This window comes from Pantoea sp. 18059 (assembly GCF_902706165.1).
In the GTDB taxonomy this organism is placed as follows: Bacteria; Pseudomonadota; Gammaproteobacteria; order Enterobacterales; family Enterobacteriaceae; genus Pantoea; species Pantoea agglomerans.
Map to the genome: position 1 here is coordinate 1 of NZ_CACSJS010000013.1, position 15,023 is coordinate 15,023.

Annotated in this window: 11 protein-coding genes, 1 rRNA gene and 1 pseudogene; 3 read left to right on the plus strand and 10 right to left on the minus strand. The window is 55.9% G+C overall.

Annotated features, from left to right (window positions below; all coding sequences use genetic code 11):
- The first annotated feature begins 9 nt into the window (after nucleotides 1–9).
- Together rrf and GVJ63_RS21350 are read left to right on the plus strand one after the other, a co-directional pair.
- Nucleotides 10–125: ribosomal RNA gene (rrf, locus tag GVJ63_RS21345) — 5S ribosomal RNA — on the plus strand.
- A gap of 277 nt (nucleotides 126–402) precedes the next feature.
- A complete protein-coding gene (locus tag GVJ63_RS21350; RefSeq protein ID WP_010257813.1) occupies nucleotides 403–1,692 on the plus strand; it encodes an MFS family transporter in 1,290 nt (429 codons plus the stop codon).
- A gap of 15 nt (nucleotides 1,693–1,707) precedes the next feature.
- On the opposite strand, the pseudogene GVJ63_RS21355 reads toward GVJ63_RS21350, so the two are convergent.
- The 5 genes and pseudogenes from GVJ63_RS21355 to trxC all read right to left on the minus strand — a co-directional run.
- Nucleotides 1,708–2,008, minus strand: a pseudogene (locus tag GVJ63_RS21355) (YfiM family lipoprotein); the annotation flags it as partial.
- Nucleotides 2,009–2,034: 26 nt separating this feature from the next.
- Nucleotides 2,035–3,390, minus strand: coding sequence for a CDP-diacylglycerol--serine O-phosphatidyltransferase (gene pssA, locus GVJ63_RS21360; RefSeq protein WP_029519515.1), 1,356 nt, complete (start codon nucleotides 3,388–3,390; stop codon nucleotides 2,035–2,037).
- Nucleotides 3,391–3,507: 117 nt separating this feature from the next.
- Complete coding sequence (locus GVJ63_RS21365) at nucleotides 3,508–6,165, minus strand: bifunctional acetate--CoA ligase family protein/GNAT family N-acetyltransferase (RefSeq protein ID WP_159227335.1); 2,658 nt, start codon at nucleotides 6,163–6,165, stop codon at nucleotides 3,508–3,510.
- 138 nt (nucleotides 6,166–6,303) lie between these two features.
- Entirely contained in the window at nucleotides 6,304–6,981 is a 678-nt protein-coding gene (locus GVJ63_RS21370) for a tRNA-uridine aminocarboxypropyltransferase (protein WP_022624064.1), read from the minus strand.
- An 81-nt stretch (nucleotides 6,982–7,062) separates the two neighbouring features.
- Complete coding sequence (trxC, locus tag GVJ63_RS21375) at nucleotides 7,063–7,482, minus strand: thioredoxin TrxC (protein WP_010257800.1); 420 nt, start codon at nucleotides 7,480–7,482, stop codon at nucleotides 7,063–7,065.
- Nucleotides 7,483–7,641: 159 nt separating this feature from the next.
- Between trxC and GVJ63_RS21380 the strand changes: the two genes are divergently transcribed.
- Nucleotides 7,642–8,823: a tRNA/rRNA methyltransferase gene (locus tag GVJ63_RS21380; protein WP_010672152.1), complete on the plus strand. Its 1,182-nt coding sequence runs from the start codon at nucleotides 7,642–7,644 to the stop codon at nucleotides 8,821–8,823.
- Nucleotides 8,824–8,859: 36 nt separating this feature from the next.
- Here the strand turns inward: GVJ63_RS21380 and emrB are convergent, their stop codons facing one another.
- From emrB to proX, 5 genes are all read right to left on the minus strand, one after another.
- Entirely contained in the window at nucleotides 8,860–10,395 is a 1,536-nt protein-coding gene (gene emrB / locus GVJ63_RS21385; protein ID WP_010257793.1) for a multidrug efflux MFS transporter permease subunit EmrB, read from the minus strand.
- 16 nt (nucleotides 10,396–10,411) lie between these two features.
- Nucleotides 10,412–11,584: a multidrug efflux MFS transporter periplasmic adaptor subunit EmrA gene (gene emrA / locus GVJ63_RS21390; protein ID WP_010257791.1), complete on the minus strand. Its 1,173-nt coding sequence runs from the start codon at nucleotides 11,582–11,584 to the stop codon at nucleotides 10,412–10,414.
- Between the two features lie 150 nt (nucleotides 11,585–11,734).
- A complete protein-coding gene (mprA, locus tag GVJ63_RS21395) occupies nucleotides 11,735–12,265 on the minus strand; it encodes a transcriptional repressor MprA (protein WP_003850381.1) in 531 nt (176 codons plus the stop codon).
- A 302-nt stretch (nucleotides 12,266–12,567) separates the two neighbouring features.
- The gene (locus GVJ63_RS21400) at nucleotides 12,568–13,755 is read right to left on the minus strand and encodes an MFS transporter (RefSeq protein ID WP_159227336.1); all 1,188 of its coding nucleotides are present in this window, start codon (nucleotides 13,753–13,755) and stop codon (nucleotides 12,568–12,570) included.
- Nucleotides 13,756–13,967: 212 nt separating this feature from the next.
- A complete protein-coding gene (gene proX, locus GVJ63_RS21405) occupies nucleotides 13,968–14,966 on the minus strand; it encodes a glycine betaine/L-proline ABC transporter substrate-binding protein ProX (protein WP_010257785.1) in 999 nt (332 codons plus the stop codon).
- Nucleotides 14,967–15,023: the final 57 nt, after the last annotated feature.

Here is a 15,023-nt window from a genome sequence, read left to right on the forward strand (position 1 = left end):
CAGAATTTGCCTGGCGGCTTTAGCGCGGTGGTCCCACCTGACCCCATGCCGAACTCAGAAGTGAAACGCCGTAGCGCCGATGGTAGTGTGGGGTCTCCCCATGCGAGAGTAGGGAACTGCCAGGCATTAATTAAGTGAAGAAGCCCCGCACGAAAGTGCGGGGATTTTTTACGTCCGCACTTTGCCTCATTAAGCTGAATACATGACCTGCAGGCACGCGGTATGTCACCCTTAACTCCCCATTATTCACTTCTGAATGACCAGCAACCCGCTGATTTTTCGATAATTAGCGACATGGCTCACAATAATAATCTCGGATTACGCCGCCTTTACCTTCAGTAGACTTAAATGCTTTACTCACTCCTTTAAACGCTGTTGATCAGCAAGGAACAGAGGTAAGGCATGGCACCCACAAATAATAAAACTCAGACGGATGATACAAAGAAACGTATCTGGGCTATCGTCGGCGCGTCATCGGGTAACCTGGTTGAGTGGTTCGACTTCTACGTTTACTCCTTCTTCTCACTCTATTTTGCCCACATTTTCTTTCCGCAGGGCGATACCACGACTCAGTTGTTACAAACAGCGGGCGTTTTTGCGGCAGGATTTTTAATGCGTCCGATTGGCGGCTGGCTGTTCGGCTATATCGGCGATAAACATGGCCGAAAAAATTCGATGCTGGTTTCGGTCTGCATGATGTGTTTTGGTTCGCTGGTGATCGCCTGCTTACCCGGTTACGCAACGATCGGCGTGGCTGCGCCCGTCATTCTGCTGCTGGCGCGTATGTTTCAGGGATTATCGGTGGGCGGAGAATATGGGACTAGTGCAACCTACATGAGCGAAGTGGCTCTGGAAGGACGCAAAGGATTCTACGCCTCATTCCAGTATGTCACGCTGATTGGTGGCCAGTTAGCGGCGGTACTCACCGTCGTGGTCCTGCAATTTCTGCTGACGGATGCAGAACTGCGAAGCTGGGGCTGGCGTATTCCGTTCTTCCTCGGCGCACTCCTCGCCGTTGTCGCATTATGGTTACGACGCTCACTGGAAGAGACCTCAGATAAGACGAGCCGCGAACATCGCGATGCGGGTAGCGTAATCGGGTTACTGCGCAATCATACTCGTCCCTTCCTGATGGTGCTGGGTTTCACCGCAGGCGGCTCCCTGAGTTTTTACACCTTCACTACCTACATGCAGAAGTATCTGGTTAATACGTCAGGTATGGATCCTAAAACCGCCAGCGGCCTGATGACCGGTGCGCTGCTGGTCTTTATGCTGATTCAGCCGATTATTGGTGCTCTGTCAGATAAAATCGGTCGTCGCACTTCGATGATGATTTTTGGCGCGGGCGCGGCCATCTGTACGGTCCCCATTCTGACGCTGTTGCAAAACGTGCAGAGCCCTGGTGTGGCTTTCCTGTTGATCATGCTGGCGCTGCTGATTACCAGCTTCTACACCGCCATCAGTGGCATTCTTAAAGCAGAAATGTTTCCGCCACAGGTGCGCGCACTGGGTGTAGGGCTATCTTACGCAGTAGCGAATGCGATCTTTGGTGGGTCGGCAGAGTATGTTGCGTTGCTGATGAAGCAGCAGGGGATTGAGACGACTTTCTTCTGGTATGTTTCAGCGATGGGCGCGGTGGCATTTCTGGTGTCGCTGTTGCTGCACAAGCGCGGTAAGGGGATTAAGCTTTAACAGAGAAAGCTGCTGACTCAGATTCCACAGGGCAATGCCGCTGGCAGCACCGGCGGCATCCCAGGCGAAATCTTTCCAGCTCCAGCCGCTGCCATTCGGGCGGCTGTCATACCACTCTTTTCCCGCCCCAGGCGTTAATGAAAACAGTCTGGCTTTGCCGGTCAGAATGGTGCTGGCGCTGCCCATATTCACTGCCTGCTGTGGCCAGCACTGCAGAGGCGACAAAATGCTCCGCTTTATCCCGTCCGGTCTACTGATCTTTAGCCATATAGGCGCATCCATTACGCAACAGCCCAGCAAGTAGCACACTTCGCATAGCAGATGCCTTATTGACCGTAGTGATTAAAGAATCCGGCTGATCAGGCGATCGATACGTATCCGGCGCAGACGACGAATCAGCTTGCGTACCTTGGCCGGGTAATCAGCAATACTCTCAAGCTCACGGAAATGCGTCACTACCGTCGTGTTCTGCCGGATTAACGTCAGTTCCTTCTCACGCTGAGCCGCTAACTCCTGATGAGGATCGTGGATCAGCACGGCATTTTCCAGATCGAGCCGCCAGGCACGTGGATTGAGGTTATTACCGGTAATCAGCTGCCATTCGTCATCAACCCACATTCCTTTAAGGTGATAACTGTTCTCGCCATCCTTCCACAGTCTCACGACCAGCTGATCGGTCGTAACGTAGTAGTGCAAACGGCTCATAAAGCGACGCAGATTGATTTCATACAGGTAAGGCAGCGCGCCTATGATTTTGAACGGCTGATCGGGCGCAATATAGAAGTCATTGGCTGTTTTATCGCCGACGATGATCTCAACCTGTTTCCCCTGACGCAGAAGATGAATGATATTACGTACCAGCAAGGCGGGCATGTTGAAGTAGGGGGTACAGATGATCAGCTTCTGTTCCGCACAGGGCATCAGGTGGAAAATGGTTTTATTGAGCAGGCTATGCTTACCCAGACCGACCAGCGGCGTGACCGTCAGTTCATCGTTGCCGGCATTCCCTTCAAACTGATAATTGAAGCCGCGCAGGTCCTGACGGAACTGGCGTGTCTCATTTTTAATTTCAGGACTTGAGGGGCGCTCAGCAAAATCGAGTCGGTTTACCGCCTCTGCTGACTTCAGATTGAGCGTGATCCAGTCATACATCGTATCGGTCAGCTGGGAATTACGGATAACCTGATAACGGTCATAGCGATACTTATCATGCTGATGCAGGTAGACATCATTGATGCTGGCGCCGCTGTAGAGCAGCATGTCATCAATAATGAACCCTTTAAGGTGGAGCACGCCCAGCGCTTCACGGGTATTGACCGGGATACCATAAACCGGGATGGCGATATCCGGATAACGTGTCGCCATTTCGCAATACCAGTCGGCATTGGTTACGCCTCGCGCTGCGCCAATTCGCCCACGCTGCGCACGGTGCCAGTCAACCAGAATCGAAATATCCAGCTCCGGCCGCGCCTGCTTCGCACTATAAAGCGCATCCATGACGGCACGTCCGGCGTCATCATTTTCCAGATAGAGCGCAACAATACAGATGCGAGTCTGCGCTGCCGCAATTTTCTCCAGCAACGTCTGGCGAAATTCGGCAGGCGAGTAAAGTGTCGACACATCCGCAACGGATTGTGACAGTTTCGGCAGCTGTGCGAGGTGTTGTTGGTGTTTGTTACGTTTAAATTTAGACAACATCACAGTGCACTTCTTCTCTGTTCATTGCATGGCCTTTTGCCATCAAATCAGGGTTATAACCACAAATAATAACATCAACTTCGCCGATTCGAACGTTTTTTACCTTTCTCTACAAGGTTAGTTGATCTCATTCTGTAAAGACAATTTCAGGCTGACAATACCGTCATCCAGTTGAATATCAATATGAAAGTTGAGCTTTCGTGCCAGCGTAATCATGCCGCGGTTATGGGGCATGGTGATACCGTTCAATTGTTGCAAGCCGTGATGCCGGGTATAGCGGATCATCTTTTCCAGCAGACGACGGCCCATGCCTAAGCCTTTCAGGTCGGAACGGACCAGCACCGAAAACTCCGCATCAATGTTATCTGCATCAGAGATAGCGCGGGTGACGCCGATGATCTCGGGGCGTCCCTGATGCTGACGTACCGCCACAATCGCCATCTCGCGGTCATAATCGATCTGGGTCATGTTGGCGAGATCATCATGAGTAAACTCACTGATTTCACTGAAGTAGCGATAGTAGAGATCTTCTTTGGTGACCTGACTGATGAAATCGCGCAGCAGAGGCTCATCCTCTGGCAGAATGGGCCGGAACAGGCAGAATTGCCCATCCTTTAACTCTACCTGCTCTTCCAGATGCTGAGGATAAGGACGTATTGCCAGCCGTGCTTCGTTATCGCCGTGGAACGGAGCCAGCATCAGGGTGACATCCAGCAGGGTAAAATCATTGCCCGCCGCCAGCAGCGGATGAATATCCAGTCGCTGGATCTCCGGGCAATCCACCACCAGGTTAGAGACCTGCACCAGCAGCTGGCTTAAACCGGGGATATCCAGCGGATTCAGCGCGCTGCGGCTGCGGATTTTTCCGCTCTTGATCGCCTGAATCACCAGATAGCGTGCCAGCGTCATATTCAGCGGGGGAAGGGCAACGGCAGCCTGTTTATCGGCCTGCCATTCAACGCCGCCTTCCCCCAGCATAATGATCGGGCCAAACAGGGCATCCTGTTCGACCACGACCCGCAGCTCCTGTGCGCCTGCACGACTCGCCATGCTCTGAACCAGCAGCCCTTCGATACGTGCCTGCGGCAACGTCTGTTTTACCCGATCAAAAATAGCCTCAGCGGCATGCTCCACTTCGCTGGCATTACGCAGGTAGAGCATCACGCCCTGCACCTCCGATTTATGCGCGATATCGGGTGAACGCAATTTTAGCGCCACCGGATAGCCAATCTGATCGGCAATGGCCACTGCCGCCTTACTGTCGCTGGCGATCCAGGTCGGCAGCGTGGCCAGGCCGTAAGCCTGCAGTACCGGCTGCACTTCATGGGTATCCAGCGCAGTAACACCGCGCTCCAGCGCCTGTGACAGCAGCTGGTGTGCATGAGCGCTATCCAGGTTAAGGGTGGCGGGCAGGGCAGGGGTTTCGCGCAGCTGCTTCTGGTTACGGCGGTACTCAACCTGATGCATAAAAGCGGTCACCGTTCCCTCTGGCGTGCGCCAGGTCGGTATCCCCGCCTGCGTAAAGGCTCGGCGCGCGGCTTGTGAAGAGAACTCGCCGCTCCAGTTGGTCAGCAGCGTCACCAGCTTACCGCGCGGGTGACGGGCGATGGTGTCGATCAGATGTCCGGCCGTTTCAGTCGCGGGCGCGACCGCGCTTGGCGCATGAATAATCATCAATGCATCAAGTTCATGGCTGTCGAGCAGGATCTCTGTGCAGGCGGCATAACGTTCTGCTGTGGCGTCATCTTTTAAATCCAGCGGGTTGCCGCGGCCTGCGCCAGCGGGCAACAGCGCCTCGAGCTGCTGAATCGTCTGCTCGCTGAGCTGCGCCAGTTTCCCGTTGCGGGCATAGAGCTCATCCAGCGCCAGCGCGGCGGGGGCGGCACCATTACTGATGATCATCAGCCTGTCGCCACGCAGCGGCCGCATATGACTCAGCGACTCAACGGCGGAGAAGAGCTCATGGGTATCCTGCACCCGCAGTAACCCGGCACGCTGAATGGCTGCATCCCAGGCGGCGTCCAGACCGCTGTGGGTGCCCAGCAGCGCCTGTGCTTCCCGGCTGCGACCACTCTTGATCACCAGAATCGGTTTATTACGGGAGGCGCTGCGTGAGGCAGAAACAAAACGACGCGCATCGCTGAGGTGCTCAAGATAGAGCAGGATAGCGCTGGTTTTACCGTCGCGAGCCAGGAAGTCGAGCAGATCATCGACATCGGTATCCAGACTGTCACCCAGCGCGATAAACCAGGAGAATCCGAGATTACGCTGCTGCGCCCAGTCGAGAATGGTGTTGGATACGGCGGCGGACTGGGAGATAAATGCGATACGGCCTTTCTCTATCGGCACTGGCGAGAAGCTGGCATTCAATCCCTGCCAGGGGGCCAGCAGGCCAAGACTGTTCGGTCCCAGCAGACGTATCTGCCACTGACTGGCGCAGGCTTTGAGTTCGGCAGACTGGCTAGCGGGCGCAGAGAGAATAATGCAGGCTTTGCAACCTTTCTCCCCGAGCTGTTGCAGCAGTTCGAGGTTACGTTTTGAGTGGGTGCAGATCACTGCCAGGTCTGGCGCGAAAGGTAAGCTGTCGATGGTGGGCCAGGCCAGTACGCCGCTGACCGCTTTATATTTCGGCGTCACCGGCAACACCGGGCCGCTAAAACCGCCCGCCAGCAGGTTACGCATCATAAAGTATCCGGCGCGCCCTGGCGTGACCGAGGCACCAATCACCGCAATTGATTTAGGTCGTAACAGCGCTTCCAGTCCGCGTTGGCTCATCTCGCTCTCCAGAGTTCGGGATTTGCGTGATTGTAAACGCTTTTTGCTGGCAGTGCTTCCGGGCAGATCGCAGGCTGCGCATTCCGATTTTAATCTCTGTCACCGCAGGGATGCTCCCGCCGGAAGGTGACCGGGCGATTAAACCTGTCCGGCGTGGTGCGGTTTCCCTGCCAGGTAGGCCGCGCGGAACTGATCAAAATGGTGAGATAACGCCTCAGCCGCCAGCCGATCGCCCGCCTGCGCCAGCAGCGCCGCGGCCACTTCAGCAGTGCAGTGCTGACCTGCGCCGTGGGCTTCACGCAGCGTATAGCGCGACGGGGTGCTGACATCCAGCGACATCACCGGCAGGGCGTCGAGCCAGGGGCTTTTACGGAACATTTTGCGGGCTTCGGTCCAGGTGCCGTCCAGCATAATAAACAGCGGCGGCTTGCCACTGACGGGCGGCGTTGTCAGCACTTCGCGACCGGGGTCGGCATAGGCGGCCGGGAAAACCACCAGCGGCTGATAATCGGGATTGCGCACCGCCGCCAGCAGCAGCGGATCCGGCTCGGTGCGTGACCAGCCAAAAGCCTGGGTATCCGGCAGAATATCGGCAATCAGCCGGCCGGTGTTGCTCGGCTTCATCGGCTCGGTATCGAACATCACCAGGCAGAAGCGGCTACGGGCGGACTGCGGCACGATCTGACTGCAGAGACAGTTGACTTCTGGCAGCAGGCAGCCCTGACAGCGGATGACCCGATTCCCGCGCGCGAGGAAAGGACGGGTGGATCGGGCCAGGCGTTGGGTGCGCAAGCGCAAAACAGCATTATCAGACATGAGTATTCAGGGCAGGAAAAACGTCAGTGTAATCGAAGCACACGCGAAAAGGAAAAGGCCAGCCAGGCTGGCCTCTGAAGATTAAAGTGACTCATCCAGCCATTCATTGAAAGGCGCTTTGGGCATCGCGCCATTCAGCATGTCGACCCGCTCGCCGTTCTTAAACAGCATGATGGTCGGGATACTGCGAATGTTGAAACGGGCGCTCAGGGCCGGTTCCGCTTCGGTGTTCACTTTAATAAAGCGGACTTTACCGCTGCGTTCACTGGCGACATCTTTAAACACCGGCGCAAAATTGACACAGGGACCACACCAGGGCGCCCAGAAATCGATCACCACCGGCAGATCGTCCTGCAGATATTTGTCAAAGTTAGCGCTGGTGGCATTCACCACTTCGCCATCAAATAACGCATTTCCACAGCGACCACATTTCGCCACGTCGGCAAGGCGTTCTTCAGGAACGCGATTGGTTGCCTGACAGGAAGCGCATACCGTATTCATAGGAACCTCTGATGTTGAAAAGTGTCAGTCTGGTAAATATTGTTCATTATGAAAGGGGACGGATTCCCTCTCAATCTGGATTGCTCTATAGGTTCAATAGTTGATAGCTAAGCGCCAGCACATCAGGTAATCTGCGCGCTCTCAATGCAGGAGGAAGACATGAACGACGAATTTAAAGGCAAGAGCGGTAAGGTTAAGGTGATGTACGTGCGTGGCGAGGACGATAAAAGCGCGCGCGCGCCTAATCCTCGTACAGGCAAAGGTGGTCACGCTGCTGCCCGTTCGGATGATAATCGTCGTTCGTCTGGCCCCCGTACTGAACGCAGTCAGGAAGGTGGTCGCTCCGCTGGCCGTCGCAGCGACGACACCGGTCGCAGCAGTTCACCGCGTCGTGATGAAGGCGGACGTGGCGCTCCACGCCGTTCAGACGATGGCGCAGGCCGCCGCAACGATCGTGGCGATGATAATCGCGGCGCCTATGGCAGCAGCGATTCCCCATGGCGCACCGTGTCACGCGCGCCATCAGCAGATCGTCCGGCAACCGAAAGCGATAAGCCGGATCATGGCGGCATCAGCGGCAAGAGCTTCGTCGATCCCGAACAGATCCGTCGTCAGCGTAACGAAGAGACGCGCGTCTATGGTGAGAACGCCTGTCAGGCGCTGTTCCAGAGCCGTCCTGAAGCGATTGTTCGCGCCTGGTTCGTGCAGGAAGTGACACCGCGTTTCCGCGAAGCGCTGCGCTGGCTGGCGGCTAACCGCAAAGCCTATCACGTCGTGGAAGATGCAGAGATTACCAAAGCGTCAGGCACTGAGCATCATGGTGGCGTCTGCTTCCTGATCAAAAAGCGCATGGGTATGGCGGTTTCTGAATGGCTGAGCCAGGCGAATACCAAAGATTGCGTGCTGGCACTGGAAGATGTCAGCAACCCGCATAACCTCGGCGCGATTATGCGCAGCTGCGCGCACTTTGGCGTAAAAGGTTTGCTGGTGAACGACGCCTCACTGCTGGAGTCCGGCGCAGCGGTACGTACCGCAGAAGGCGGTGCTGAGCATGTGCAGGCCATCAGCGGCGCAACTTTCAGTGAAGGTCTGGAAGCGTTCCGTAAAGCGGGTTACACCATCGTCACCACCTCCAGCCATCAGGGCACGCCGCTGGCGCAGGCTCAGCTGCCGGAGAAAATGGTGCTGGTGTTAGGGCAGGAGCGTGAAGGTCTTTCTGATACCGCGTTCAAACAGGGTGACATGAGCCTGTCGATTGGCGGCACCGGCAACGTAGAAAGCCTTAACGTCTCGGTCGCAACCGGCGTACTGCTCGCCGAATGGTGGCGTCAGAACGCATAAAAAAACGGGCCGAAAGGCCCGTTTTGCTGTGTAACGTTAGTGCGCGCCACCGCCACCGCCGCCTGCGCTAAACGGCGGGCGGGCAAACCAGATCAGCACCAGCAGAATCAAAAAGACCCCCGCCGACGCCCAGAAAATTTCATTCGCTGAAATAATCAGTCCCTGATTGGTAATCTGCTGCGCGATCCAGGCCGACGCCTGCTGCTGCGTCATCCCCATGCTCTCCAGCTGGCTATACATCTGCTGCGAATTGACGTTGTAAGGGGTAATCGACTCCGTCAGGTAGCTATGATGCATCGACTCGCGGTTACTCCACATAGTGGTGGTAATCGACGTTCCCACCGAGCCTGCAAAGGTACGCATAAAGTTCGACAGGCTGGAGGCTGCGGCCATGCGCTCCGGCGGCAATCCCGACAGCGTAATGGTGGTCAGCGGCATAAAGAAGCAGGCCACGGCAAAGCCCTGAATAAACTGCGGCCAGGCTGAGGCACCAAAGTCCATTCCCGGTTCAAACGTATACGCGCGCCAGTAGAAGCAGACGGCATACATAATGAAGCTGAACGTGACCAGCCGTCGCATGTCGAGCTTATGGGCAAAGCGTCCGATGATCGGCGACAGGATCACCGGCAAAATGCCCACCGGCGCAGACGCCAGACCGGCCCAGGTTGCGGTGTAGCCGTAGACCTCCTGCAGCAGCTGCGGCAACAGAACAATCGAGCCGAAGTAGAGCATATAAGCCAGACTGATCGACAGGCAGCCAATGGTGAAGTTGCGCGACTTAAACAGCGACAGATCTATGATCGGGTGATCGTCAGTCAGCTCCCACACCAGCAGGACTGACAGCGCAATCACGGCCACTACCCCGAGCACGATAATCTCGGACGAGTTAAACCAGTCGAGCTCCTTTCCGCGATCCAGCATCACCTGCAAACAGCCGATCCCCACCACCAGCAGCACCAGCCCGACCATATCGATCCGCCGGATTTCGGTTTTGGTTTCCCGGCCACGCAGGGTTTGCAGCGTCAGTATCACCACCGCCACACCAATGGGCACGTTGATAAAGAAGATCCAGCCCCAGTGATAGTTATCGCTGATCCAGCCGCCCAGTATCGGACCACAGATCGGTGCGACGATCACCGTCATCGCCCACAGCGACAGCGCAACACTGCGCTTGGCGGGCGGATAGTTGTTGAGCAGCAGACTTTGCGACAGCGGGATCAATGGACCCGCGACGATCCCCTGAATGACGCGGAAGAAGATCAGCATCTCCAGACTGTCTGACATGCCGCATGCCCAGGAGGCGATAGCAAACAGAATGGTCGACCAGGTAAAGAGCTTCACTTCACCGATGCGTTTTGCCAGCCAGCCGGTCAGCGGGATCGAGATCGCATTGGCCACACCAAACGAGGTGATCACCCAGGTTCCCTGGGAGTTCGACGCTCCCAGATTACCGGCAATCGTGGGGATAGCCACGTTGGCGATGGTCGAGTCCAGAACCTGCATGAACGTCGCCAGCGACAGCGCAATGGTCATCAGGACCAGCGGCATTCCTTCAAGCGGTTTTTGTGCCATTACAGCCTCCGCGTCATCATCCGGCGTTGGCGCGGACGATATCGGTGATCAGCTGATTGACCGGCGCAAGGTCAATCGCCAGTGCGTTGCTGCTGTAAGCGGCTTGCTGACGGGCGCTGGTGGCCAGCGCGCTGCCCTCTTTGCTGGTGGTATCGATTTTAACCAGCGTTGAGAGGCCAATACGCAGCGGATGTCTGGCGATATCTTCCTGATTCAGTTCGATACGAACTGGCAGGCGCTGAACCACTTTGATCCAGTTACCGGTGGCATTCTGTGCCGGCAACAGTGAGAAGGCGCTGCCGGTGCCCATATCCAGTCCTGCAACTTTGCCCTGATAAACCACTTCGTCACCGTAGATGTCGGCAACCACGGTGACAGGCTGACCAATACGAACGCCAGCCAGCTGAGTCTCTTTAAAGTTGGCATCGACCCACAGATTCGTTGCAGGCACGACGGCGAGCAGCGGGGTGCTGGTGGAGATTTGCGAACCGACCTGCACGCTGCGACGGGAGACAAAACCATCCATCGGGCTACGGATTTCGGTGCGCTGCAGCGCCAGCCAGGCGTCACGCAGCTCAGCCGCGCTCTGTTGCACGGCAGGCTGATTTTCCAGTGAGGTGTTGAGGATCATCGCCTGATTCGCATTGTATTGCTGAATCGCCACGTCCAGTTGTGCTTTGGCCGTCGCGACGGCATCGCGGGCGTGCTGCAACTCTTCACGGCCAATCAGATTAGCTGCGCCTAACGGCTCACGGCGTTTCAGGTCGGCCTGTGCCTGCGCCAGAGCGGTCTGTTGCAATGTAATGCTGGCCTGATACTGTTTGCCATTAATCATCAGCTGATGCGTCTGACGCACGCTGGTGGCGAGTGCCGTCTGCGCTTTTTCAAACGCCTGCTCCGCATCCGTCTTATCCAGTGAAACCAGCACATCGCCTTTTTTGACGAAATCGGTATCTTCAAACCAGACTTTATTCACGCTACCGGAGACCTGTGCCATCACCTGCACCTGGTTACCCGCAACGTAGGCGTCATCCGTTTCCTGAAAATGGCGCAGGACCAGGAACCAGTAAACTCCCCAGGCAATACCAATCAGCACAAAGATCAACGCCAGCACGATGAGCACACTTTTGCGCTTCTTCTTTTTGTTGGCTGACGGTTGCGGGCTTTGTGCTTCTGCCGTTGCACTCATGTCTTTCTCCACGTTTTCCATTTAGTCGGGCGGCAGAAATCCCTTTTCGCCAGCGCCCGAGTCGAAAAAGCCAGCGACTAAGCGCTGGCCAGATAAAAAAGGAAATTAAAATAACGATTCCGACAGGTGATTGTGTCGCACTTATTGCTATTAGCGGGAAAGCGAGGCGATCAGCTGATCTTCATCCATTTTATCAAGACGATTAAGTAGCTTACGGGTGATGCCTTCCAGCTGCGACTTCTCATCGACGGAGAGCGATGACCAGAGGTACTGCAGGCTCTGATGCTGAGGTGGCAGCAGCTGACGCAGGAACTCCATCCCTTTATCGGTCAGATGCAGGTGCAGGCAGCGACGGTCGTGATCGCTTTCACGACGCTCAATCCAGCCGCGCTTTTCCAGCTCATCAGCAATGCGCGTGGCATTGGTACGTGAAGAGCCAAGGGCAGAGCTGAGCTCAGAGGGCTGAATACTATGGTTTTCCTGTGCATCCAGCGTAATCAACGCCATGAACAGGGTTTCATTAATACCCTGTGCTTTCAGCATCTTATTGCGGTTGTCCAGCAGTTTACCCTGCATATGCATACAGAGACGCGTCAGAATAATTTCCTGTAACGGAAAATCCTTATGGCGATTGGCACGGATGTTTAGCATCTGCTCAATGGGAGTAAACGAACTTTCCATTAAAAAAAACCTCACTAATTGCAACTTGTATAATAACTATGGTGACAGGATAAGCGTAGTCACTTTTTGGCAGGTGATCGCTGACAGAATCACTATTCACCATCAAAGGTATTCCAGGCCATTCCCTGGCCCTGGGTCAAAAACCCGTACGTCCGGCGGCAGCCGCTGTGCCGGAACGTGATCAAAAAGGGGGCAAATTTAATAATATCGCGGGGAAAAATAACTGAAGTGAATAGGTTTGCTACTAACCATAACAAACCTAACCATTTGTGACCAGACGCAATGCGCTGTCCGGCCAGGCTTCAGTTGATTTTTTCCGGCTCAAAGCGCGATCCGGCTGCCCAAATCAGCAGATTAACCACAGTCAGCAGCGCGCCAGCGCCACAGACGCCATACCAGCCCCAAAGATGGTAAGCGGTCGCGGAGAGCAGTGAGCCGGCCGCGCCACCCATAAAGTAGCTGGTCATGTAACCGGCATTAAGACGGTTCCGCGCCTCCGGCATCTGCGCGTAGATCACGCTTTGATTGGTGATATGGACGGCCTGTACCGCCAGATCCAGCAGCAGGATGCCGACGATCAGCGGCGCAAGCTGCTCCGCGCCCCACGCAATGGCGGCCCACGACAGCAGCATAAGCAGCAGGCCCAGTCGGGTGGTCAGCTTCGCTTTACCCTTGTCAGCCAGCGCGCCCGCCTGACGTGCGGCCAGCGCACCCGCGGCACCGACCAGCCCCAGCAAGCCAATCTCGCCCTCTGAGAAATGATAAGGCGCCCCGGCGAGCAGAAAGGCCATTGAGGTCCACAGCAGGCTGAAATTGGCAAAGGAGAGGCAGCCGGTCCAGGCGCGGGTGCGGAGCACCCGATTACCGGCATACAGGCGAAAGATGGAGGCCAGCAGTTGCGGATAGCTCATGGGCACAGACTGTTTCACGCGCGGCAGCGATCGCCACAGCGCCAGGGCCATCACCACCATCAGCAGGCTGGCAGTCCAGTAAACGGTACGCCAGCCGCCAAGCTGCGCCAGGCCGCCTGCCACGGTGCGCGCCAGCAGAATCCCCAGCAGCAAACCGCTCATTACCGTCCCCACTATTTTGCCGCGCCGCTCCGGCTCTGCCAGCGTGGCGGCCAGCGGCACCAGGATTTGTGCGGCGACCGAGAACAGGCCGGTCATCACCGTGCCCAGCAGTAAAAAGAGAAAGGAGTGCGAAAGGGCGATAATCACCATGCCCGCAGTAGCCAGCAGGATCATCGTGACAATCAGGCTGCGTCGTTCAAACCGATCGCCAAGCGGCACCAGCAGCAGCAGACCGCAGGCGTAGCCCAGCTGCGCCGTGGTGACAATAAATCCGGCGAGGCTGACAGAGAGATCAAACTGTTGGGCGATGGTATTCAGTAGTGGCTGAACGTAGTAATTACTGGCTACGCAGAGGCCGGTTGCTACTGACATCAGTATTACTAAAGCAGGCGTCAGACCCTGGCGAGTCGCATTCATAAACAGCATCGGTCGCTAATAATCATTTGAGGTTAATAGTAACTCAAAAAACTATTTCACACGCATGTTTATTAACAGGCCATACCAGTCGGGAAAGCAGACATAAAAAAAGGGCAGAAAAATTTCTGCCCTCAGATAACTGCCCGACTTAAAGCGTATGCTCACTGAGCCAGCACTTTTATCAACCACCCTGGGGCGGAAATGTTTTCATGTTATTGCGCGGCGGCCTGCGCCTCGCTGATCCATTTATCGAACTCAGCCTGATGCGCCTTAATCCAGCCATCCACATGACGGTTAATCGCCTCTTCTGAGTTTTGTCCGGCATGCATTGCTGAGTTTTCAGCATTGATATCGGTAATGGGCAGCTTCATGACCGCAAACAGACGGGCAGCCGCCGGATTTTTCGCCGCCCAGGCTTTGTTGGCGACGATGTGCATGGTGTTAACCGGGAAACCGTAGTTCGCGCCGTTTGGCAGCTTAGTATCCACATCCTTCTGTTCGCCAGGCAGCGAAGAGAACGGCACCTGCAGCCAGACCACATCGCGGCCCGGCTTCAGCACATCGCTCAGCCAGTAGGGCGTCCAGGTGTAATAAAGGATCGGTTTACCCTGTTTGTAGCGCGCCAGCGTATCCGCCACCATCGCCGAATAGTTACCCATATTGGCGGTCACGGTATCACTGAGACCGAAGGCGCTGTTCTGATGATTAATCACCGCTTCACAGCCCCAGCCTGGCGTACAGCCGGTCATATCCGCTTTGCCATCGCCGTTGGCGTCAAACAGGCTGGCGATCTTAGGATCTTTCAGCTGTTCGATATTGGTGATGTGATATTTCTCGGCGGTCTTCTTATCAATCAGATAACCCTGGGCGGCACCGGTAACGTAGGTTCCCTGACGATAGAGCTTCTGATCGCCACCGGCGGCTTTGTACATGTCGTCATGCAGCGGCTGCCAGTTCACCGCGGTAAAGGTGGCGTCGCCAGCGGCGATAGAGGTGTAGCCAACGTTGTAATCCACTTCACTCGGCTTGCTGACCTGATAGCCGAGTTTTTCCAGCGCGCGGCTGACAATCAGGGTCTGAAAAGTCTCTTCAGCGATAGTGCTCTGTATGGGTTGTACCGTAATACCTTTGCCCGGCAGATCGGCAGCGGAGACGTGTGAAACGGCCAGCGTGGTTACCACGGCGGCGAGCAGAGAGGCTCTGTTGCGCATAGTCATTCCTTGTTTCAGATGTCGCGTCAGGATGGGCGGCGCGCAGGCGCCGCCCGA

Bases quoted from the DNA above. Each gene is read 5' to 3' on its own strand.
- GVJ63_RS21370 (WP_022624064.1), bottom strand. From the start codon at position 6,981: ATGTCTGATAATGCTGTTTTGCGCTTGCGCACCCAACGCCTGGCCCGA.
- GVJ63_RS21380 (WP_010672152.1), top strand. From the start codon at position 7,642: ATGAACGACGAATTTAAAGGCAAGAGCGGTAAGGTTAAGGTGATGTAC.
- proX (WP_010257785.1), bottom strand. From the start codon at position 14,966: ATGCGCAACAGAGCCTCTCTGCTCGCCGCCGTGGTAACCACGCTGGCC.
- GVJ63_RS21400 (WP_159227336.1), bottom strand. From the start codon at position 13,755: ATGAATGCGACTCGCCAGGGTCTGACGCCTGCTTTAGTAATACTGATG.
- pssA (WP_029519515.1), bottom strand. From the start codon at position 3,390: ATGTTGTCTAAATTTAAACGTAACAAACACCAACAACACCTCGCACAG.
- mprA (WP_003850381.1), bottom strand. From the start codon at position 12,265: ATGGAAAGTTCGTTTACTCCCATTGAGCAGATGCTAAACATCCGTGCC.
- emrA (WP_010257791.1), bottom strand. From the start codon at position 11,584: ATGAGTGCAACGGCAGAAGCACAAAGCCCGCAACCGTCAGCCAACAAA.
- trxC (WP_010257800.1), bottom strand. From the start codon at position 7,482: ATGAATACGGTATGCGCTTCCTGTCAGGCAACCAATCGCGTTCCTGAA.
- GVJ63_RS21350 (WP_010257813.1), top strand. From the start codon at position 403: ATGGCACCCACAAATAATAAAACTCAGACGGATGATACAAAGAAACGT.
- emrB (WP_010257793.1), bottom strand. From the start codon at position 10,395: ATGGCACAAAAACCGCTTGAAGGAATGCCGCTGGTCCTGATGACCATT.
- GVJ63_RS21365 (WP_159227335.1), bottom strand. From the start codon at position 6,165: ATGAGCCAACGCGGACTGGAAGCGCTGTTACGACCTAAATCAATTGCG.